Genomic DNA, 20,107 nt, shown 5'->3' on the forward strand with positions numbered 1-20,107 from the left:
AATTCACGCAAAACTTTGCAAATTTTTACACTTAACTATCCACTTGTGCAATATATTTTATTCATCAATTTAACTCAGAATACAAAATTTGTATAAAAAGTTGAGCCATGTCCTTGGAAGTTAAGCTTTTGTCTGAGTAAACTATAAGATTCACTCACTGAGGTGCCAAATGCAACTATCTGACAATCAACAAAGTGAATTTACTCCACAAGATGTAGAAATTATCTCAAAAGAAATTCTATTTAAGGGCTTTTTTAGGATGATTAAGTATCGCTTCCGACATAAATTGTTCGAAGGCGGTTGGAGTGAGGTGATTGAGCGGGAGATGTTTGAGCGTGGTCATGCTGCTGCGTTGCTACCGTATGACCCGGTGAGTGATCAGGTCGTGCTGATTGAGCAAATCCGTGTCGGTGCTTTGGAGCACGCCCATCCATGGCAGCTGGAAATCGTTGCGGGCATTATTGATACCGATGAATCACCAGAGCAAGTAGTGCGCCGTGAAGCCTCTGAAGAGGCAGGGATCTCGGTTGAGGAGTTAACTAAAGTCACATCTTATTATCCGTCCTCAGGTGGGTGCTCAGAAAAGCTGGATGTATACGTGGGAAAAGTGGATGCTTCAACCGCTCACGGAATTCATGGTTTAGACTATGAAGGTGAGGATATTCGAGTTCATGTGGTGAGCCGTGAGACGGCTTATCAATGGGTTGTTGAAGGTAAATTTGAAAATGGCGCTTCGATTATTGCACTGCAATGGTTGCAGCTAAACCACCAATCGTTAAGAGAACAATGGCACAAGTAGCAGTAAAAAAGCCGTATCATGTTGATTTATCAGATTTGATGCGGACTTATGAAACCAATTACGCCAAGCTCAATGCTTTGCTTCCTCATCGGGCAAAGGTGGGCGACGTGCGCTGCTATCAGGCCGCCAATATGACCTATCAAATTCAAGTGGGCGAAGTCACAAAGTACACAACTTTGGTCGATATTTGTCAAAGTGATGATATCCCGGTATTTCCATTACCAAAAATGTCTGTCAGGCTCTACCACGATGCTCGCGTTGCAGAAGTGTGTGAATGTGAGCACCTAAAAAGAGTCAACGCTCGATACGAGTACCCCAATGACAAGATGGTTCAACAAGATGAAAAAGTGCAACTGAACCGCTTTTTAGGGGATTGGTTATCTTTTTGTTTAAGGCATGGTATCAGCCGGACGCCGATCAATATTTAGGTTTTTAGTTTTGAAAGTAACGTCATGCTCATCCGATGGCAGCATTAGACTGCTACAGATTACAGATACGCACCTGTTTGAAGCAACAGATGGCAGCTTGTTGAGTGTAAATACTGCTGACAGCTTTAATGCGGTGGTTGACGCTATTGTCGAAGAGAGCCCCGCTTATGATGCAGTGTTGGCAACGGGGGATATCTCCCAAGATCATAGCGAAGTGTCCTACCAGCGTTTCGAGCAGGGCATCGTACCTCTTAAGAAAAAATGCTTCTGGTTACCAGGTAATCATGATTTTAAACCGAGTATGAATTCGGTGATCCCTTCTCAGCAAATTCAGCAAATTGACCATGTCTTATTGGGTGATACATGGCAAATGATCATGTTGGACTCCCAAGTTGTGGGCGTCCCGCATGGCAGGTTAAGTGATAAGCAGCTGAACTTACTGGAAGAAAAATTATCGCAGTACCCTGAGCGATATACCTTGATTTTGTTGCATCACCATCCGTTGCTGGTAGGTAGTGCATGGTTGGATCAGCATACCTTGAAAGATTCAGATGATTTTTGGCAGGTGGTTGACCAGCATAATAATGTTAAAGCGGTGCTGTGTGGTCACGTGCACCAAGACATGAATGTCATGAGAAATGACGTACGTGTGATGGCGACACCTTCTACTTGCGTGCAGTTCAAACCTAACTCTGATGATTTTGCGCTAGATTATCAGTCACCAGGTTGGCGTGAGTTGCTGCTAAGAGATAACGGAGAGGTAGAGACACAGGTAAAACGCTTACCGGCTGGTTGTTTCCAACCAGACTTTAACTCTGCGGGTTATTGATTTCGAATTCACCTACATTAAGGACTGCTATGCGACCTTCTTTGCTTCTTTATATCCATGGCTTTAACAGCTCCCCCTTGTCTCACAAAGCCAATGTTATGAAAGAGTACTGCCAACAGCATAGGCCGGATATCAAAGTTGTAGTCCCACAACTTCCCTGTTTTCCACAGCAAGCCGCTGAATATTTGCTCAACATAATCGAACAACATAAAGATGACTATCAAATTGGCTTGATAGGCAGCTCTTTAGGCGGCTATTTGTCAATGTGGCTCAATAGGCAATTTGGTTTTAAAGCGGTTGTGGTCAACCCTGCAGTTAAGCCATATGAGTTGTTAGCTGATTATCTAGGTGAGCAGGAAAACCCTTATACACACCAGCGCTATGTGCTGGAAAGCGTCCATATTGATGAGCTGAAAGCGTTAGATACACCCATCATTAAACAAGCTAAAGACTTTTGGCTGTTGCAACAAACTGAAGATGAAGTACTGGACTACCGTCAGGCGGTTGAGAAATTCTTAGGTGCTAAGCAGACTGTTGAAGAGGGAGGCGACCATAGTTTTGTTAACTTCGAACGTTACCCTCAACAAATTATCAAATTCCTTCAGCTCTAGTATTCATTGAGGGAAGAGTCATAATTTTAGCGGTTACTTAGTTATCTCGCTTGACATCATTCCTTCTCTTCCAGACTATGTTTCACCTGTACTGAGCTGGATTCAGAACGACGAGAGTTTGGTCGTTTTTGCTACTTTTTAGACTAATTAATAAAAAGAACAAAAGCTTGCCGGCTCAGTAACCCATTTATTCTATATAACGATATTCCGTATTATGACTGAACAATATAATGCTGGGGCCATTGAGGTTCTTAATGGTTTGGAGCCAGTACGTCGCCGACCAGGGATGTATACGGATACAGCGCGTCCTAACCACTTGGGACAAGAAGTCATCGATAACAGTGTCGATGAAGCGCTAGCCGGACACGCTTCAAAAGTTCAAGTAATTCTGCATGCCGATCAATCTCTGGAAGTGATCGATGATGGTCGAGGTATGCCTGTTGATATTCACCCGGAAGAGAAAGTCTCCGGTGTTGAACTTATTCTTTGTAAACTCCACGCCGGTGGTAAGTTTTCCAATAAAAACTACCAATTCTCTGGTGGTCTTCACGGTGTAGGTATTTCGGTTGTAAACGCCTTATCAAAACGTGTTGAAGTAACGGTGCGCCGAGATGGTCAGGTATATGAAATTGCCTTTGAGCATGGCGACAAGGTATCTGACTTAACGGTGACGGGCACTTGTGGGCGTCGTAACAAAGGTACCAGCGTCCATTTTTGGCCTGATGCTAAGTATTTTGATTCGGCCAATTTCTCAGTAACCCGTCTGATCAACAACCTTCGTGCTAAAGCTGTACTTTGCCCAGGGTTGGAAATCACCTTTTCTGATAAGGTCAATGGTAACGAGCACAAATGGCTGTACGAAGATGGTCTTAAAGACTATCTTGCAGAAGGCGTGAAAGGCTATACCGTCTTACCTGAAGAACCGTTTACGGGCGAATTTTCTGCTGAAACAGAAGCGGCAAACTGGGCCGTGATTTGGCAGCCTGAAGGTGGTGAGATGATCACTGAAAGCTACGTTAACCTCATTCCTACTGCACAGGGCGGTACGCACGTGAATGGTCTGCGTCAGGGCCTGCTTGATGCAATGCGTGAGTTCTGTGAGTTCCGTAACCTGCTGCCTCGTGGTGTTAAGCTGACTGGCGACGATGTTTTCGATCGCTGTTCTTACGTTTTGTCGGTAAAGATGCAAGATCCTCAATTTGCAGGTCAGACTAAAGAGCGCCTTTCTTCTCGCCAAACAGCTGCGTTTGTTTCTGGTGTAGTGAAAGACGCATTCAGCCTATGGTTGAATGAGAAACCCCAGCTTGCTGAACTCCTAGCGGAAGTGTGTATTGCCAATGCACACCGCCGCATGCGTGCCAGCAAAAAAGTGGTGCGTAAGAAAGTGGCTTCAGGCCCAGCACTGCCAGGTAAGCTGACGGACTGCTCGGTGCAAGATCTGAATCGTACCGAAATCTTCTTCGTCGAGGGTGACTCGGCAGGTGGCTCGGCAAAACAGGCCCGTGATCGCGAGTTTCAGGCCGTAATGCCACTGCGTGGTAAGATCCTTAACACTTGGGAAGTGTCTGCAGATCAGGTGCTTGCGTCCCAAGAAGTTCATGATATTTCCGTTGCTTTGGGTATTGACCCTGACAGCGACAATCTGGAGAGCCTGCGCTACGGCAAGATCTGTATCTTAGCCGATGCGGACTCGGATGGTTTGCACATTGCGACACTCCTGTGTGCGCTGTTTACTCGTCATTTTAAAGCGTTAGTCGAAGCAGGCCATATCTACGTGGCGATGCCACCTCTGTATCGAATCGATTGCGGAAAAGAAGTTTTTTACGCGCTTGATGATGATGAGAAAGAGGGCGTTCTAGAGCGCTTATCGAAGAAGAAAGCCAAGATCAACGTTCAGCGATTTAAAGGTCTGGGTGAAATGAACCCACTTCAGCTGCGTGAAACCACGATGGATCCGAACACACGTCGGTTGGTTCAGTTAACCATTGACGATTCTCAAGCGACCATGGAAATGATGGATATGCTGCTCGGTAAGAAACGTGCGGATGACCGACGCTCGTGGTTACAGAACAACGGTGATTTGGCAGAGGTTTAACGAATGTCTACGGAAATTACATACGATGGCGTTGAACAGTTGCCAATGCGCAAGTTCACTGAAGACGCTTATCTTAATTACTCAATGTACGTCATCATGGACCGCGCCTTGCCATACATTGGCGATGGCTTAAAACCGGTTCAGCGACGAATCATTTATGCGATGTCGGAGCTTGGTCTTTCGGCAGCAGCAAAGTACAAAAAATCGGCACGTACGGTTGGTGATGTGTTGGGTAAATACCACCCACATGGAGACTCGGCGTGTTACGAGGCTATGGTGTTAATGGCTCAGCCGTTCTCTTATCGTTACCCATTGGTTGACGGTCAGGGTAACTGGGGTGCGCCGGACGACCCTAAGTCTTTCGCAGCGATGCGTTATACCGAAGCGAAACTGTCCAAGTTTGCAGAAGTTCTGCTTGGTGAACTTGGTCAGGGCACGGTTGAATGGCAGCCGAACTTTGATGGCACAATGAAAGAGCCTCAAATGCTGCCTGCTCGCCTTCCTCACATTTTACTTAACGGTGTGACGGGTATTGCGGTTGGTATGGCGACTGATATTCCACCACACAATGTGCGTGAAATAGCTGAGGCAACCATTCATCTTATCGACAATCCAAAGTCAGAATTAGCCGATGTGATGAACTTTGTTCAGGGGCCAGATTACCCGACAGAAGCAGAGATTATCTCGCCGAAAGCTGAGCTGGAGAAGATCTATCGCACGGGGCGTGGCAGTATTAAAATGCGCGCGGTCTGGCATAAAGAGGGCGGTGATATTGTTATCACGGCACTACCGCATCAAGTTTCGGGTGCTAAACTGCTCGAGCAGATTGCCAGCCAGATGCGAGCGAAGAAACTGCCAATGGTCGATGACTTACGTGATGAATCGGATCACGAAAACCCGACGCGTATTGTTGTTGTTCCTCGTTCAAATCGTATCGATTGCGATCAGTTGATGAACCACCTGTTTGCTTCGACAGATCTGGAGAAAAACTTCCGCGTTAATCTCAACATGATCGGTCTCGATAACCGTCCACAGGTGAAAGGTCTGGTTCAGATCTTATCAGAGTGGATTGAGTTCCGTCGCGCAACTGTGCGCCGCCGTTTGCAGCATCGTTTAGATAAAGTCCTTGCGCGTCTGCATATTCTTGAAGGTTTGTTGGTTGCTTACCTCAACTTGGATGAAGTGATTGAGATCATCCGCACTGAAGACGATCCAAAAGCCGTACTGATGGCTCGTTTCGGCATTACGGATATTCAGGCTGACGCGATTCTTGACACCAAACTTCGTCATCTTGCCAAGTTGGAAGAGATGAAAATCCGTGGTGAGCAGGAAGAGCTAGAAAAAGAGCGTGAAAAGCTTGAACAGTTACTGGGCTCTGAGCGCCGTCTGAATACGCTATTGAAGAAAGAAATCAAAGCGGATGCAGAGAAATACGGTGATGATCGCCGCTCTCCTCTTGTTGAGCGTGCTGAAGCGAAAGCCTTGACTGAACGAGACCTTGTCCCGAGTGAACCAATTACCGTTGTGCTTTCAGACAAAGGCTGGATTCGTCACGCTAAAGGTCATGATGTTGACGCTGAAGGACTTAACTATAAGTCTGGTGATAAATATCTGGCCCATGCTCGCGGTAAGAGTAATCAGCAAGCAGTATTCCTCGGTAGTGATGGTCGAAGTTACTCGCTTGAGTCGCATTCTTTGCCGTCTGCGCGTAGTCAGGGGGAGCCGATCACTGGACGTCTGAACATTAATGCAGGGACTAACATTCGTCATGTGGTAATGGGCGAAGAAGATCAATTATGGCTAGTGGGTTCTGACGCGGGCTATGGTTTCGTTTGTAAAGGCAGTGATCTTTTATCGAAAAACCGCAGTGGTAAAGCATTGGTCACACTCCCACAAAATTCGGAAGTGATGACTCCTGACACCATTAGTAACCTAGATAATGATGAAATCTTAGCGATTACCAACCAAGGCCGAATGCTGCTGTTCCCGATTAAGGATCTTCCTCAATTGGGTAAAGGTAAGGGTAATAAGATTATCAATATCCCAGCAGCCAAAGCGAAAGAACGCGAAGAAGTGGTATCACATCTGATGTCGTTGCCTCAGGGGGCTTCAGTAACCCTTTATGCAGGTAAGCGTAAGCTAGGTTTGAAACCGGCAGATCTGGACAATTTCCGTGGTGAGCGTGGCCGTCGAGGCAGTTTACTACCGAGAGGGTTGCAGCGAGTGACGCGTATAGAAATAGAAAGCTCTGCGACAGAGCAAGAAAGCGAATAAAACAAAAATCCCATGCCAAAGAGCATGGGATTTTTTTATCATTCAGTGGTTAAATTTCTCGGGTATCTTCTGCGATCGTGACGCTAAGGGTTTGTTCTTTGCCCTTACGTAGGATGAGCACATCGACGGTTGTTCCCGGTCTCAATTCAGTGACAATATCCATTACACTTTGACGACCATTGATTTTTTGCCCATCAATTTTAAGAATAATATCCTGGGCCTGAAATCCTGCTTCAGCACCCGGTCCGTTAGGATCAACGCCCAGTACAACAATGCCGCCTAAATGCTCATTACCCAATAAACGAGAAGTTACCGAATTAATATCTTGACCGTCGATACCTATATAGCCTCGGATAACACGACCGTCGGCAATGATCTTCTGCATGATTTTATTGGCGAGAGTGTAAGGGATCGCGAAAGAAATACCGTAAGTTTCAAGCTCGGTTGCTTGCTGAAAAGACGCAGTGTTGATGCCAACCAGTTCACCTCGTGTATTCACCAAGGCTCCGCCAGAGTTTCCCTCATTGATGGCAGCATCTGTCTGAATAAAGGCTTGTCGGCCACCGGCGCTGATTGAAGAGCGACCCGTTGCGGACACGATACCAAACGTGGTTGTTTGACCTAAATTATATGGGTTGCCGATCGCCAGTACTACATCACCGACAGTTGGTGAATAGTTCGGATTGAGTGGGATAACAGGAAGGTTGTTGCCTTCAACACGCAGAATAGCGATATCCGTACGTCTGTCTGTCCCAACTAATTGCGCTGCGGCGACGCGACCATCCTGCAGTGCGACGACAATTTGATCGGCCTGAGCGACAACGTGGTAGTTGGTAATGATATAGCCTTTATCACTGACGATGACACCTGAGCCTAATCCTTGAGTCAGTAGCTTTGAACGGTCATCTTCTGTGTACTTTCGACTGTAAATGTTCACTACCGCAGGGGCGGCTTTACGGACGGCACTATTAAATGAGATTTCTTGTGCGGAAGTAATGTTGATTTCGTCGCGGAAATTCTGAGGAAGAATAGTGGAACGCAGAGAGGGGATAGCTAATAGCAACAACGCAGCTGTCGCCAACCCTAAACCTATTGAACGCAATAAGAATTGCAGCATATCTTCCTAACCACTTCAAAATTCAGACAAGTGGCGAAAGAATAGCATTAGATGAGAAAATAACAAAAGGACGGCAGGAGATCCTACCATCCTTTGACATTGACCTCGCGTTTTTAACGCACGACTAGATAAATGGTACGCTCACCACGTTGAATATTCAGAGCCAGTACGCCAGGTTGTTTTTCTAGCACTTTTCTAAACTCTGCAAGGTTCTTGACTCGCTTGCGGTTCACACCAATGATGATATCGCCTTTCGCCAGTTGATAAGCTTCGGCTTTCGACCCTTTCTCAACGGAAGCGACTTTCACGCCTTGTACGGAATCACTTGAAGTGGTGTTGGTCAGCTCTGCACCCGCTAGACCTTCATGCAGTTTATCTGCTGACGCTTTCACGTTTTGCTGCTCACCTAAAGTGACATCAAAGCTCTCTTTCTTACCATCACGGATAATGCCGAGTGAGACCTTTTTGCCAGCACCAAGTGTCGCCACCTTAGCACGCAGCTCACTGAACGAGTGAATATCTTTGCCGTTAACTGATACAATCACGTCACCAGCTTTAAGACCAGCTTTGTCTGCCGCACTGTCCGGAACCACTTGGCTAACAAAAGCCCCTTTACTTGACTCATAGCCAAGCGCCTCTGCAAGCTCAGAAGTGATTTCACCGCCTTGCACACCCAGCATGCCACGTTTAACTTCACCAAACTCTAAGATTTGTGCGGTTAGGTTAGTCATCATATTGGATGGAATAGCGAAACCGATGCCAACGTTACCGCCATTTGGCCCTAGAATCGCAGTATTAATACCAATCAGTTCACCTTTTAGGTTAACTAGAGCACCGCCCGAGTTACCGCTGTTAATCGCAGCGTCAGTCTGGATAAAGTTCTCGAAGTTTTCGATATTCAAACCACTTCGACCTAATGCAGAGACAATACCTGAAGTGACAGTCTGGCCTAAACCGAATGGGTTACCAATCGCGACAGCAAAATCACCGACACGTAATGCATCAGAATCTGCAATCTTAATTTCCGTTAAGTTTTTGGCTTTCTCCAGCTTCAACAGAGCCACATCCGACATCTGGTCTCCGCCAACTAGCTCAGCATCATACTCTCGGCCATCATGTAGTTTCACGCGAATTTTTTCCGCGCCATTGATGACGTGATAGTTAGTGACTATATAGCCTTTATCAGCATTGACGATGACGCCAGAACCGAGGCCTCTGAATGGACGTTCTTGTAGCTGTTCGGTCGGAAATTCAGGACCGAAGAAGAAACGAAACTGCTCAGGAATACGTTGCTTTGATACCTGAGTGCCTTCTACAGAAATACTCACTACCGCAGGTGTGACTTTTTCTAGCATAGGGGCGAGGCTAGGCAACTGCTCTCCGTTTACAGACAGAGGAAGAGCCGCTGTGGCTTGTATGGGGGTGATGATTGAACTTAAGCTTAAAGACAGGACGGTTAAAGCAAGCAAAGGTTTTTTCATCTGATAACTCCTAGTTAAGTTAAGGCCTGAGATTCAATATTTGTTTGAAAAATAAGAAATCAATCGACGCTTATGGGAGTTATGACTCAAAAACCTTTGCAAAGTTCACCAAGAGGTAAAATAGAGTTACGACGCTTTAGCAGTCACCGCTTGAGCTGAGTTGAGCACTTCCTTTTTCTCTTCGACTAGCATGCCAGTTGCACCTGACGCGTAATCTTTAGGCGCTTCGCTTAGCACCGCTGATGGTTGTTCAGTCTCAGCAGGCTCTTCTGTTTGAGATTGCTCAGCGACTTTTTTATTGAACGGATTGTCTTGTTCAGGAATGTTTGGCAACAATTCTGCAGACGTTTTCGTCATGTGTTGGTAAAGCTTAGTGTATTCCTTACCCAGTGAATCTAACATTTCGGCTGTCTGAGCAAAATGATCAGCAAGATCTTGTTTTTGTTGCTCAAGCTCGAATTTGGCGGTTTCCAAGTCTTTCTGGATGGTCTTCTGTTTTTTATATCCCGGAGTGGTAATGCGCGAGATGATGATTCCTAAAACAGCGCCAACAAGCAAACCTACGAGGGCATAAATCCAAGGCATATTCGCTCCTTATCATTGTTATTTAACATGTTTTTTACCGGTCGGTTACACATGCTCATCGGACATGTTACTATGAGAATTCGAGACGATAAAGAAAAATGCGTGTGCTCTGCATAGCAGTTTCAATCCTTCTATAGCACGTGAGTGAAGTGATGACACCCTTAGAGATCTATACAAAAGATGTAAAAGAACATGGCTTTCAACAAGATGAAGCGCAGCTTCAAGCGGTGAAAGCCTTGGATAATCTCTACCATGAATTTATTCAATACATAAACACCTCGGTCGAGCCTGTCACCGGGTGGAAGAGTTGGTTTGGTAAAAAAGCCTCGTTGCCCGCTGCGCCCAAAGGGTTGTACTTTTGGGGCGGGGTAGGGCGTGGAAAAACGTATTTAATGGATACCTTTTTTGAAGCCTTGCCCAGCGACAAAAAGATGCGCGTACACTTCCATCGATTTATGTATCGGGTGCATGATGAATTGAATGCGCTGGGGGATGTGAATGATCCGCTTGAGTTAGTGGCGGATAAATTTAAATCTGAAGCGGAAATTATCTGCTTTGATGAGTTTTTTGTATCAGATATCACTGATGCGATGATTTTAGGCACCTTGTTCCAAGCGTTGTTCAAGCGTGGCGTGGTGTTGGTTGCTACGTCTAATATCCCACCTCAAGATCTTTACCGAAATGGTTTACAAAGAGCGCGCTTTCTTCCTGCTATTGAGTTAATTAACGCAAATTGCCTGATATTGAATGTCGATAGCGGAATCGATTACCGACTCAGAACGTTGGAACAAGCAGAAATTTACCATTTTCCTCTGGATAAGCAGGCTAATACCAATTTGTGTCACTACTTCGAACAACTGGTCGGTGAAAACAAACAAGGTGAAAAAAGCATTGAAATTAATCATCGCCAGGTAGAGGTCGTCAATTCTTACGAAGGGGTATTACACGCCACCTTTGCACAGTTATGCCAATCTGCCAGAAGTCAGAATGACTATATAGAGCTATCACGGATCTACAATACGGTGTTGCTTGCAGACGTCCAGCAAATGGGGCGGACAATCGATGATGCGGCTCGTCGTTTTATTGCGCTGGTGGATGAATTCTATGAGCGAAACGTCAAATTAATTATCTCAGCGGAAGTAGCGCTAGAAGAGTTGTACACACAAGGACAGCTTGAGTTTGAATTTAAACGTTGTCAGTCTCGATTGATAGAAATGCAAAGCCATGATTATCTGGCGAAAGAGCATTTGGCATAAGGGTTTGGGTGTTTCTATGAGGAGTGAAAAAAAATTAAACTTTTTACCCAAAAAGAGGTGATTTTTTCAACTGACTTCTCTATAATCCTGCGACCCACCGTTACTGCAGACCAAATCCATAGCGGATCTAGGGTCGAGAGTGCCAACCACTCGAAGGGGTGATGACTGGGCTCTTAGTCAGTGGGAGCAATGCTCCTGAAGTGTAAATTTAAATTAACGGGTTATTATTAGCATGAAAACTTTCGTTGCTAAACCAGAAACTGTAAAACGCGACTGGTACGTTGTAGACGCTGAAGGTAAAACTCTTGGTCGTCTAGCAAGTGAAATTGCATCTCGCCTACGTGGCAAACATAAAGCTGAGTACACTCCACACGTTGACACTGGTGATTACATCATCGTTGTAAACGCGGAGAAAGTTACTGTAACTGGTAACAAAGCTAAAGGTAAGATTTACTACCGTCACACTGAATTCCCTGGCGGCCTAAAATCAATCAGCTTCGAGAAGCTAATTGATCGTAAGCCAGAGATGGCGCTTGAGCTAGCAGTTAAAGGTATGCTACCACGTGGTCCTCTAGGCCGTGCTATGTACCGTAAGCTGAAAGTTTACGCTGGTGCTGAGCACAACCATGTTGCTCAACAACCACAAGTACTAGACATCTAATCGGGGATTTCGAAAATGGCAGAGAATCAATACTACGGCACTGGCCGTCGCAAAAGCTCAGCTGCACGTGTTTTCATCAAACCAGGCAGCGGCAACATTGTAATCAACAAGCGTAGCCTTGATGAGTACTTCGGTCGTCCAACTTCTCGTATGGTTGTTAAACAGCCTCTAGAGCTAGTTGAACTAACTGAGAAACTAGACCTATACGTTACTGTTAAAGGTGGCGGTATTTCTGGTCAAGCTGGTGCTATCCGTCACGGTATCACTCGCGCTCTAATGGAATACGATGAGTCTCTACGTCCTACTCTACGTGCAGCTGGTTACGTTACTCGTGACGCTCGTTGCGTTGAACGTAAGAAAGTTGGTCTACGTAAAGCACGTCGTCGTCCACAGTTCTCTAAGCGTTAATCTTTTTTCGAAAAGATTGGCCTTCGGTGTTTTCACCGGAATGTGGTCCCAAAAGCCTGGCTTCATGCCAGGCTTTTTGTTTTTCTAAGCAAAAAAATCCCTTCTCCCAGACCAGTTTCGCGAACTTTTATATTACTTATTCCCCTTTTGTGACCTCATAGGCGATTTACTTCACGATTGTTACAAAAAGGTAGCTTTATCTTGTCAAAAAGTAGGGTTTTATTTATCATTTGCCATCAAATAAATACAACTAAATTCGTATTTTGTTAGCCATGCTCTTTAAGCGGAATAACAATAATCCAAAAGGAGCAAATGGGAGAATGTTTGGATGAGCAATGCGCCTTTAAATAACGGTCGCAGACGTTTCTTGACAGCTACAACTGCGGTTGTGGGTGGTCTCGGAGCAGCTGCTGTCGCCGTTCCTTTTATTAAATCTTGGAACCCAAGTGAGAAAGCAAAAGCTGCGGGTGCCCCTGTTGAAGTTGACATCGGTAAACTTGAAGAAGGGCAGATGGTTCGTGTCGAATGGCGTGGTAAACCTGTATGGGTTGTCCGTCGTGCACAATCGATCGTAGACGCGCTGAAAAATATCGACGGTCAGCTTCGTGACCCAGCATCAGGCGAAGAGCAGCAACCAGCATATGCTCAAAATGCCTACCGTTCCATCAAGCCTGAGTACTTTGTTGCTGTAGGTATCTGTACCCACCTTGGTTGTTCACCGACTTATTTACCAGACAGTTTTAGTGAACAGGTTCAGGGTGTTAAATCAGGTTTCTTCTGTCCTTGTCACGGCTCTAAGTTTGATATGGCTGGTCGTGTGTTCCAAGGTGTACCTGCTCCACTAAACCTGGTTGTTCCAAAGCACATGTATCTCAGTGATACTAAGATTATCATCGGTGTTGACGAAGAAGGGGAGGCATAATGCAAGCTCTACTTGATTGGGTAGAAAAACGCATACCCGCAATGAATGCGTACAAGAAGCACCTTTCTGAATATCCGATGCCGAAGAACTTTAACTTTTGGTATCTGTTTGGCTCACTAGCAATGCTTGTGTTGGTTAACCAGATTCTGACAGGTATCTGGCTGACAATGAACTACGTTCCATCTGGCGATGGCGCGTTTGCTTCAATCGAATACATCATGCGCGACGTAGAGTACGGTTGGCTACTCCGTTATATGCACTCAACGGGCGCGTCTGCGTTCTTCGTTGTGGTTTACCTGCACATGTTCCGTGGCTTGATCTACGGCTCTTATCAGAAGCCTCGTGAGCTGCTGTGGATCTTTGGTATGCTTATCTTCCTTGTGTTGATGGCTGAAGCTTTCATGGGCTACCTACTTCCATGGGGTCAGATGTCTTACTGGGGTGCACAGGTAATCATTTCATTGTTTGGTGCAATTCCTGTTATTGGTGATGACCTAACGCTATGGATTCGTGGTGACTACGTGATCTCAGGCGCTACCCTGAACCGTTTCTTTGCACTGCACGTTATCGCACTTCCTATCGTACTTCTGCTGCTTATCGTTTTGCACGTCTTGGCACTGCATGAAGTAGGTTCTAACAACCCAGACGGTATCGAAACTAAGCTACCTAAAGGTTCGATGGGCGACGACTACAAAACTCAGTTCCCATTCCACAAGGATTACACTAAGAAGTACGACATCATTGATTCTATTCCTTTCCACCCTTACGGTACGGTGAAGGATATGGTTGGTGTAGCAGGTTTCCTATTCCTGTTCTGTTATGTGTTGTTCTTCAACCCAGAAATGGGTGGATACTTCCTTGAGCCGCCTAACTTTGAAGCTGCTAACCCACTGAAAACACCAGAGCACATTGCTCCAGTATGGTACTTCACACCGTTCTACGCGATTCTGCGTGCGGTTCCAGATAAGTTACTAGGTGTTATCGCGATGGGCGCGTCTATTGTCGTGTTGTTTGTTCTACCATGGCTAGACCGTTGTAAGGTCCGTTCTTACCGCTACCGCAGTAAGTTCCATTTATTCAATATCATCCAGTTTACGATCAGCTTTATTGCGCTAGGTGTTCTTGGTGCGCTTCCAGCGACGCCAACATATACGCTATTAGCTCAGATCTTCAGCTTAGCTTACTTCATGTTCTTCGTACTTCTGTACTTCTACAGCAAGAACGAAGCGACTAAGCCACTACCAGAAAGGGTGACATTCAAATGAAAAAATGGATTGTAATTTTGTTTGCAATGCTGCCTTCTCTGGCAATGGCAGCGGGCGCAAATGTACCGCTTGATAAAGCAAACAACGACCTAAGTGACCAAGCTTCACTGCAAAATGGTGCCAAGCTGTTCATGAACTACTGTTTCGGCTGTCACTCAGCGCAGTACCAACGTTACGAGCGTGTTGCTCGTGATATCGGTATTCCAGTTGAGTTGCTAAAAGAAAACCTGATTTTCGATCCTAATGCGAAAGTTGGTGATCTGATGGAAAATGCCATCCCAGATAAATCAGCAGCGAAATGGTTTGGTGCAACACCACCAGATCTAACACTAGTTGCCCGTGTTCGTGGTTCTGACTGGCTATACACATACTTGCGTTCTTTCTATGAGGATCCGTCTCGTCCGTTTGGAGTGAACAATGTTGTTTTCCCAAGTGTGGGTATGCCGCACGTATTGGAAGAACTTCAGGGCATTCCTAAGCCGGTTTACGAGACTCAAATCGTAGAAGGCGAAGAGCATAAAGTTGTGGTTGGTGTTGAAAGTGATGGCACTGGTGAGTTGAACCAAGAAGAGTACGACGATGCAGTTCGTGACTTGGTAAACTTCCTAGAATACTCGGGTGACCCAGTGAAACTAGAGCGTCATGCACTAGGTTGGTGGGTAATGGCATTCCTCGTTATCTTCACTATCGTGGTTGTTCTGCTCAAGAAAGAGTATTGGCGTGATGTGCACTAATTGTGCTATCATGCTGTGCTAATTCCCAATTTTATTGTTGATAATGGAGGCTTAGCCTCCATTATTTTTTATATCTGTAAGTGTGCTGGAGGGCTCCATGGCTGTAGCTGCCAATAAACGTTCTGTGATGACTCTATTTTCAAGTGCATCTGATATGTATAGCCATCAGGTACGTATTGTTCTGGCTGAGAAAGGCGTAAGTGTTGAAGTTGAATTGGTCGACGAAGCAAATCTTCCTGCTGAACTGATTGAACTGAACCCATATAAATCAGTACCTACTTTGGTAGATCGTGAGCTTGCCCTTTACGACTCAAAAATTATCATGGAATACTTGGATGAGCGTTTCCCACATCCACCTTTGATGCCTGTATACCCAGTTGCTCGTGGTAACAGCCGTCTGATGATTTACCGTATTGAGAAAAACTGGTATTCACTGGCAGAGAAAGTTGTCAAAGGCAATGCTGAAGAAGCAGAAGCTGCACGCAACAAGTTACGCAACGACCTTCTTACTCTAGGTCCGGTTTTTGCTGAATTTGAATACTTCATGAGCGAAGAATTCAGTCTGATCGACTGTTATTTAGCTCCGCTATTGTGGCGTTTGCCTCAGCTAGGTATCGAGCTTGTCGGTCCTGGTTCTAAAGAGCTGAAGGTTTACATGAACCGCGTATTCGAGCGTGATTCTTTCCTAGCCTCTTTGACAGAAGCTGAACGTGAAATGCGTCTGAGTCGCTAATTGGAAGCGAAATGGACATAGAAAAAATGACACCACGCCGACCATACATGCTTCGTGCTTTTTATGATTGGCTGGTGGACAACGACTTAACTCCGCATTTAGTCGTAGCTGCTACTCTTCCTGGTGTTCGCGTACCGGTTGAGTTTGTTCAGGATGGCCAGATCATTCTGAATATTGCTCCTCGAGCGGTGGGGAATTTAGAGTTGGGCAATGAAGCGATTACATTTAGTGCTCGCTTCTCAGGTCGTCCTCACTCTGTCATTGTTCCATTATATGCCGTGCAAGCCATCTACGCCCGTGAGAACGGTGCAGGTACGATGTTTGAGCCAGAAGATGCTTACATGAATGACTTCGAAGAAGAAGACATGACGGATGTTGAAGAGTTGGTTGAAGAAGAATCTGGCCTGTCATTGGCGACAGAGTCCGATGATGACGAATCGACTCCAGATGATGAGCCGCCAAGGCCGAAAGGTCGCCCAAGTTTGCGAGTAGTCAAATAAACAAAAAGCAGCAAATTCGCTGCTTTTTTTGTGCCTTGAGAAGTGACTAGCTTCCAGTTTGGAATGCTTTGATGACTTGTTTGACTCCGGATATGTTACGTGCAACATCCACGGCAATATCCGCTTGTTCGGGAGATACATAGCCCAGCAAGAAGACTTCTTTGTCTTCTGTAATCACTTTCACTTTAATGCCATTAAGCTCACCATTTGTCAGTAAGGCGGATTTCACTTTGGTTGTGATCCAGCTGTCATGACTGATTTGGCCAACAGAAAGTGGAGCTTTAATACGGACTTGGTTATGAATTTTCTCTACGCCTTTCAGCTCTTTGGTTTTAGCGACAAACTGGTTGAGCAGATCCTGATTACTTGCTTGGCCCATTAGTACCACGGTGCCGTCGTAGGAACTGGCGGTAATTCTGACCTCCCGCTGAAAAGGTGGCTTATTCGCTAAGCCTGCCACTTCAAACTCGATATTGTTGTCATCCCACATCTCTTGTGTCGTGCGGGTGTCGGTGACAACATTGACGGTCGTTGCTGCGCCAGCAACAAACAAACCTGCACAGCCAGTTGTGCTGAGTAGCATACAGGTTATGACAAAAGCTTTAAGGTGTTTCATAACTTACTCTTCGTGAGCTGGGAACAATACTTGATCGATAAGATCGCATAAGCAGTGTAGAGTCACCATATGCACTTCATGAATTCTCGCCGTTCTGTGAGATGGTATCCGAATTTCCACATCGTTTTCTCCCAGTAAACCCGCCATCTCACCGCCATCCTTACCTGTGAAGGCAATGATCGTCATATCGCGCGTTACTGCTGCTTCCATGGCTTTGATGATGTTTTTACTGTTACCACTAGTCGATATAGCCAGCAAAATATCTCCGGTTTGGCCAAAAGCTCTGACCTGTTTTGAGAAGATTTCCTCATAATGGTAATCATTGGCTACCGCAGTAAGGGTGGTATTGTCGGCCGTTAACGCCATTGCAGGTAGGCTTGGGCGTTCGGTTTCAAAGCGGTTGAGCAGACACGAGACAAACTGTTGTGCATTAGAGGAAGAGCCACCGTTACCGCAGCATAAGATCTTATTCCCATTGAGTAGACTGGCGACCATGGCCTGCGCTGCGTGGGTAATCGCATCTGGCAGAGCTTCTGCGGCGGCAATTTGAATCTGAATACTTTCTGTAAAGCTGTCTTTAATGCTGTCTAGCATTGATTATCCTTGAGTTATTGCGTTTTTTATCCACTCGATTTGCTTACCTTGCTGATGCAAGGCCACCAAGTCAAATCGAAAATCGGTTGTGTGTGCGGACTTACCCTGTTTCATCAACCAGACGTTGGCTGTTTTGATGAGCTTGTGCATTTTGCTCTGGGTAACCGTTTCTGCAGCGTGGCCATAGTGTTGGTTTGAGCGGTAACGTACTTCAACAAACACTATGGTCGTGCCTTCCTGCATTATAAGATCGAGTTCACCACCTTTGGAATGGAAGTTTCGCTCAATCGATGACAGGCCTTGGCGGATGAGGTATTGCTCCGCCAAAGTTTCGTAGTGTTCACCACTTTGGCGTTTACTTAGCCACACCATGTTCAGCCCAGCTGATTTCTCGTTGTACTACGCAGTCTTCGTTGATGCTCAGTACACCGGTATTGCCCTGCAAAGTATGGCCTTGAACAACTTTCATTTGTGGCAATTGTTCCATTAGCAGGTATGCATCCATACCAAGCGCTTGAAGGCGTTTCTCTGCATTAGAATCTTTCGGCCACAATTGCTCCATTTGCGCTTCCAATGCTGCATTTGGCTGTATTAATAGCGGGATGTCACTGTACATCACGCCTGTGAGGTCTTCATATTGCTGGCGGCCACTGTTACTGCGTGAGTTTGAAAACAGTTTAGGTGGTGCGGTATCTGGGTTCACCGCCACTTCTATAAATGGCTTGATCAGTGTTAGCTCTGAACTGCCTGCTACTATGTATACCGCATCAATATCACGACGGCTGCGTGGTTGGCTTTCGAGAGGTATATCAAGTAGTGATTCCATCTGGGCGATATGCTGCTGGCTTTCTTGTAAGCCAAAGACTTTATTGATATCACGTTGAAGCTGGCGTTTGTCGCCAAATAGATTCACCGCGACTTTATCTTTACTGTATTTTTTCCATTCCCCTTCGAAGGCTTCGACAACACGAGTACCAAGCCTGCCTTGAGGGGCGAGAATTAACGGGTAGCGATATCCTTGAGCAAATAGGTGTTTTGCCGCTTGAGCGACTTCTTGCTCTGGTGAGAGTGCCAAATAGCAAGTGTTATTGCCCGCTTCTAGGTCATCTGGAATGTTTAGCGCTAAGGTAGGTAGTGGGCGCGAAAAGCTGGCTTGTGCTTGCTGTAGCTTTTCAATGTTGCTTTTAATCAGTGGACCAACAACAAAGTCGATGTTTTTCTCTACTAAAGTCTGTTCTAACTGCTCTGGTGTCACAGTGTTGGTATCGATCACAGTCAGGTTGGCATTCTCATCACGCTGCGTATCGTTCATCATTTCTAAGATGAAGCCGTCACGAATCAACTGAGCTTGTTTGGCGAACTTACCAGATAAAGGCAGGAGTAAAGCCGTACTGACGGGTTTGACAATTTCGAGAGCGAGAATATCGTTGATCGCTTGCGGAGTATAAGCCGCAGCCGGGTGTTCTGGATTTTCTTCTAGCCACTTCTCTAGGGTGTTTTTCAGCTGAGGAATGTTGCTGGATAAGGTTTTAGTGTATATCGCTAGTTGCAACCAACCGTCAAGGATGGCTTCATTCGGCTTAGCTGAAAATTGGGTAATCTGGTACTGACTGTATTGATTGAGGTTGCTCCACACGCCCTGGGCGATAACCTCTTGTTCCGCTTGGTCAACATACTCTGATGACTTAGTCAGTTCGCGAGCTGCTTCGAAATACTGGCCTTGTTGAGTCAGGAGTTTTGCTCGTGTTTGGTGGTAGTCTTTCCACTGTTCATCGGCCAAATTCCAAGATGGCTTGAAGTTAAGTTTGCTGAGCGCCTCTTCGTATTTCTCTTGCTTCATCAACACATCAGCACGCGCCAGTTGCCATTCTGCCTGCTGCAGTTGGGTTAAGTTTTGTCGGCCGAGACGCTTTATTAACAATTCAGCCTGAGTGATATCGTTTGATTCAATGGCAGCTTTTAAAGCCATGATTAACCAATCACTCTGAATACTGCCTTCACTGCTGTCTGCACGCATTAGGTAAGTCTGCATGGACTGGTTAGGGTCAAGCGTAATATCAACATAAGTCGGTGTTGAAGGTGCAGTAGAACAGGCCGCCAGTGTGACAGCAAGGGCTACAGGAGTCAGTAAGCGTGTTACACTGAGTCGCTTTTGGTTTTTCATGGCCATGAGTTATTAACTAATTCCGTATAAAATTG

General features: G+C 45.8%; 21 protein-coding genes. 14 read left to right on the forward strand and 7 right to left on the reverse strand.

Annotated features, from left to right (window positions below):
- Positions 1 to 169: 169 nt before the first annotated feature.
- The 6 genes from nudF to parC all read left to right on the forward strand — a co-directional run bounded on the left by nudF (position 170) and on the right by parC (position 7,036).
- Entirely contained in the window at positions 170 to 799 is a 630-nt protein-coding gene (nudF, locus tag IX95_RS19920) for an ADP-ribose diphosphatase (RefSeq protein WP_038163451.1), read from the forward strand.
- Complete coding sequence (locus tag IX95_RS19925) at positions 787 to 1,227, forward strand: DUF1249 family protein (RefSeq protein WP_038163453.1); 441 nt, start codon at positions 787 to 789, stop codon at positions 1,225 to 1,227. The genes nudF and IX95_RS19925 overlap by 13 nt, the downstream gene beginning before the upstream one ends.
- Positions 1,228 to 1,237: 10 nt before the next feature.
- Positions 1,238 to 2,056, forward strand: coding sequence for a 3',5'-cyclic-AMP phosphodiesterase (gene cpdA, locus IX95_RS19930; protein WP_021457949.1), 819 nt, complete (start codon positions 1,238 to 1,240; stop codon positions 2,054 to 2,056).
- Positions 2,057 to 2,085: 29 nt separating this feature from the next.
- Complete coding sequence (gene yqiA, locus IX95_RS19935) at positions 2,086 to 2,667, forward strand: esterase YqiA (protein ID WP_006958032.1); 582 nt, start codon at positions 2,086 to 2,088, stop codon at positions 2,665 to 2,667.
- A 214-nt stretch (positions 2,668 to 2,881) separates the two neighbouring features.
- Positions 2,882 to 4,762 carry a DNA topoisomerase IV subunit B gene (gene parE / locus IX95_RS19940; protein ID WP_006958031.1) on the forward strand — a complete coding sequence of 627 codons (1,881 nt, stop codon included), beginning with the start codon at positions 2,882 to 2,884 and terminating at the stop codon, positions 4,760 to 4,762.
- A 3-nt stretch (positions 4,763 to 4,765) separates the two neighbouring features.
- Positions 4,766 to 7,036 (forward strand): DNA topoisomerase IV subunit A, encoded by a 2,271-nt coding sequence (parC, locus tag IX95_RS19945; RefSeq protein WP_021457947.1) that lies wholly within the window; start codon positions 4,766 to 4,768, stop codon positions 7,034 to 7,036.
- A gap of 49 nt (positions 7,037 to 7,085) precedes the next feature.
- Here the strand turns inward: parC and degS are convergent, their stop codons facing one another.
- The 3 genes from degS to zapG all read right to left on the reverse strand — a co-directional run bounded on the left by degS (position 7,086) and on the right by zapG (position 10,219).
- Complete coding sequence (degS, locus tag IX95_RS19950) at positions 7,086 to 8,153, reverse strand: outer membrane-stress sensor serine endopeptidase DegS (RefSeq protein ID WP_038163458.1); 1,068 nt, start codon at positions 8,151 to 8,153, stop codon at positions 7,086 to 7,088.
- Between the two features lie 113 nt (positions 8,154 to 8,266).
- Positions 8,267 to 9,634 (reverse strand): DegQ family serine endoprotease, encoded by a 1,368-nt coding sequence (locus tag IX95_RS19955; RefSeq protein ID WP_019274483.1) that lies wholly within the window; start codon positions 9,632 to 9,634, stop codon positions 8,267 to 8,269.
- A 126-nt stretch (positions 9,635 to 9,760) separates the two neighbouring features.
- Positions 9,761 to 10,219, reverse strand: coding sequence for a Z-ring associated protein ZapG (zapG, locus tag IX95_RS19960; RefSeq protein ID WP_019274484.1), 459 nt, complete (start codon positions 10,217 to 10,219; stop codon positions 9,761 to 9,763).
- Positions 10,220 to 10,371: 152 nt separating this feature from the next.
- On the opposite strand from zapG, the gene zapE reads away from it, so the two are divergent.
- The 8 genes from zapE (at position 10,372) to sspB (ending at position 16,698) form a co-directional block, all read left to right on the forward strand.
- Entirely contained in the window at positions 10,372 to 11,475 is a 1,104-nt protein-coding gene (zapE, locus tag IX95_RS19965; protein ID WP_038163461.1) for a cell division protein ZapE, read from the forward strand.
- 232 nt (positions 11,476 to 11,707) lie between these two features.
- Complete coding sequence (gene rplM / locus IX95_RS19970; RefSeq protein ID WP_006877363.1) at positions 11,708 to 12,136, forward strand: 50S ribosomal protein L13; 429 nt, start codon at positions 11,708 to 11,710, stop codon at positions 12,134 to 12,136.
- A 15-nt stretch (positions 12,137 to 12,151) separates the two neighbouring features.
- Positions 12,152 to 12,544 (forward strand): 30S ribosomal protein S9, encoded by a 393-nt coding sequence (rpsI, locus tag IX95_RS19975; protein ID WP_005436094.1) that lies wholly within the window; start codon positions 12,152 to 12,154, stop codon positions 12,542 to 12,544.
- Positions 12,545 to 12,872: 328 nt separating this feature from the next.
- Positions 12,873 to 13,466, forward strand: a complete 594-nt coding sequence (petA, locus tag IX95_RS19980) for a ubiquinol-cytochrome c reductase iron-sulfur subunit (protein ID WP_006958025.1) — start codon at positions 12,873 to 12,875, stop codon at positions 13,464 to 13,466.
- Complete coding sequence (locus tag IX95_RS19985) at positions 13,466 to 14,731, forward strand: cytochrome b (RefSeq protein WP_006958024.1); 1,266 nt, start codon at positions 13,466 to 13,468, stop codon at positions 14,729 to 14,731. The genes petA and IX95_RS19985 overlap by 1 nt, the downstream gene beginning before the upstream one ends.
- Entirely contained in the window at positions 14,728 to 15,465 is a 738-nt protein-coding gene (locus tag IX95_RS19990; RefSeq protein ID WP_019274487.1) for a cytochrome c1, read from the forward strand. Before IX95_RS19985 ends, IX95_RS19990 begins: the two co-directional genes overlap by 4 nt.
- A 97-nt stretch (positions 15,466 to 15,562) precedes the next feature.
- Positions 15,563 to 16,198 (forward strand): stringent starvation protein SspA, encoded by a 636-nt coding sequence (sspA, locus tag IX95_RS19995; RefSeq protein ID WP_006958022.1) that lies wholly within the window; start codon positions 15,563 to 15,565, stop codon positions 16,196 to 16,198.
- A gap of 11 nt (positions 16,199 to 16,209) precedes the next feature.
- Positions 16,210 to 16,698: a ClpXP protease specificity-enhancing factor gene (gene sspB / locus IX95_RS20000; RefSeq protein ID WP_038163466.1), complete on the forward strand. Its 489-nt coding sequence runs from the start codon at positions 16,210 to 16,212 to the stop codon at positions 16,696 to 16,698.
- A gap of 46 nt (positions 16,699 to 16,744) precedes the next feature.
- Here sspB and IX95_RS20005 read toward each other — a convergent pair whose 3' ends face one another.
- From IX95_RS20005 to IX95_RS20020, 4 genes are read right to left on the reverse strand one after another with little or no spacing between them, the layout of a single operon-like run.
- Positions 16,745 to 17,314: a BON domain-containing protein gene (locus tag IX95_RS20005; RefSeq protein WP_021457942.1), complete on the reverse strand. Its 570-nt coding sequence runs from the start codon at positions 17,312 to 17,314 to the stop codon at positions 16,745 to 16,747.
- A gap of 3 nt (positions 17,315 to 17,317) precedes the next feature.
- Positions 17,318 to 17,908: a phosphoheptose isomerase gene (locus IX95_RS20010; RefSeq protein WP_006958019.1), complete on the reverse strand. Its 591-nt coding sequence runs from the start codon at positions 17,906 to 17,908 to the stop codon at positions 17,318 to 17,320.
- Positions 17,909 to 17,911: 3 nt separating this feature from the next.
- On the reverse strand, positions 17,912 to 18,280 hold the full coding sequence (locus tag IX95_RS20015; protein WP_006958018.1) for a YraN family protein: 369 nt from the start codon (positions 18,278 to 18,280) through the stop codon (positions 17,912 to 17,914).
- Positions 18,264 to 20,078 carry a penicillin-binding protein activator gene (locus tag IX95_RS20020; protein WP_038163468.1) on the reverse strand — a complete coding sequence of 605 codons (1,815 nt, stop codon included), beginning with the start codon at positions 20,076 to 20,078 and terminating at the stop codon, positions 18,264 to 18,266. Before IX95_RS20020 ends, IX95_RS20015 begins: the two co-directional genes overlap by 17 nt.
- Between the last annotated feature and the right edge of the window lie 29 nt (positions 20,079 to 20,107).

The organism is Vibrio sp. B183 (assembly GCF_000740665.1).
Lineage (GTDB): Bacteria > Pseudomonadota > Gammaproteobacteria > Enterobacterales > Vibrionaceae > Vibrio > Vibrio coralliilyticus.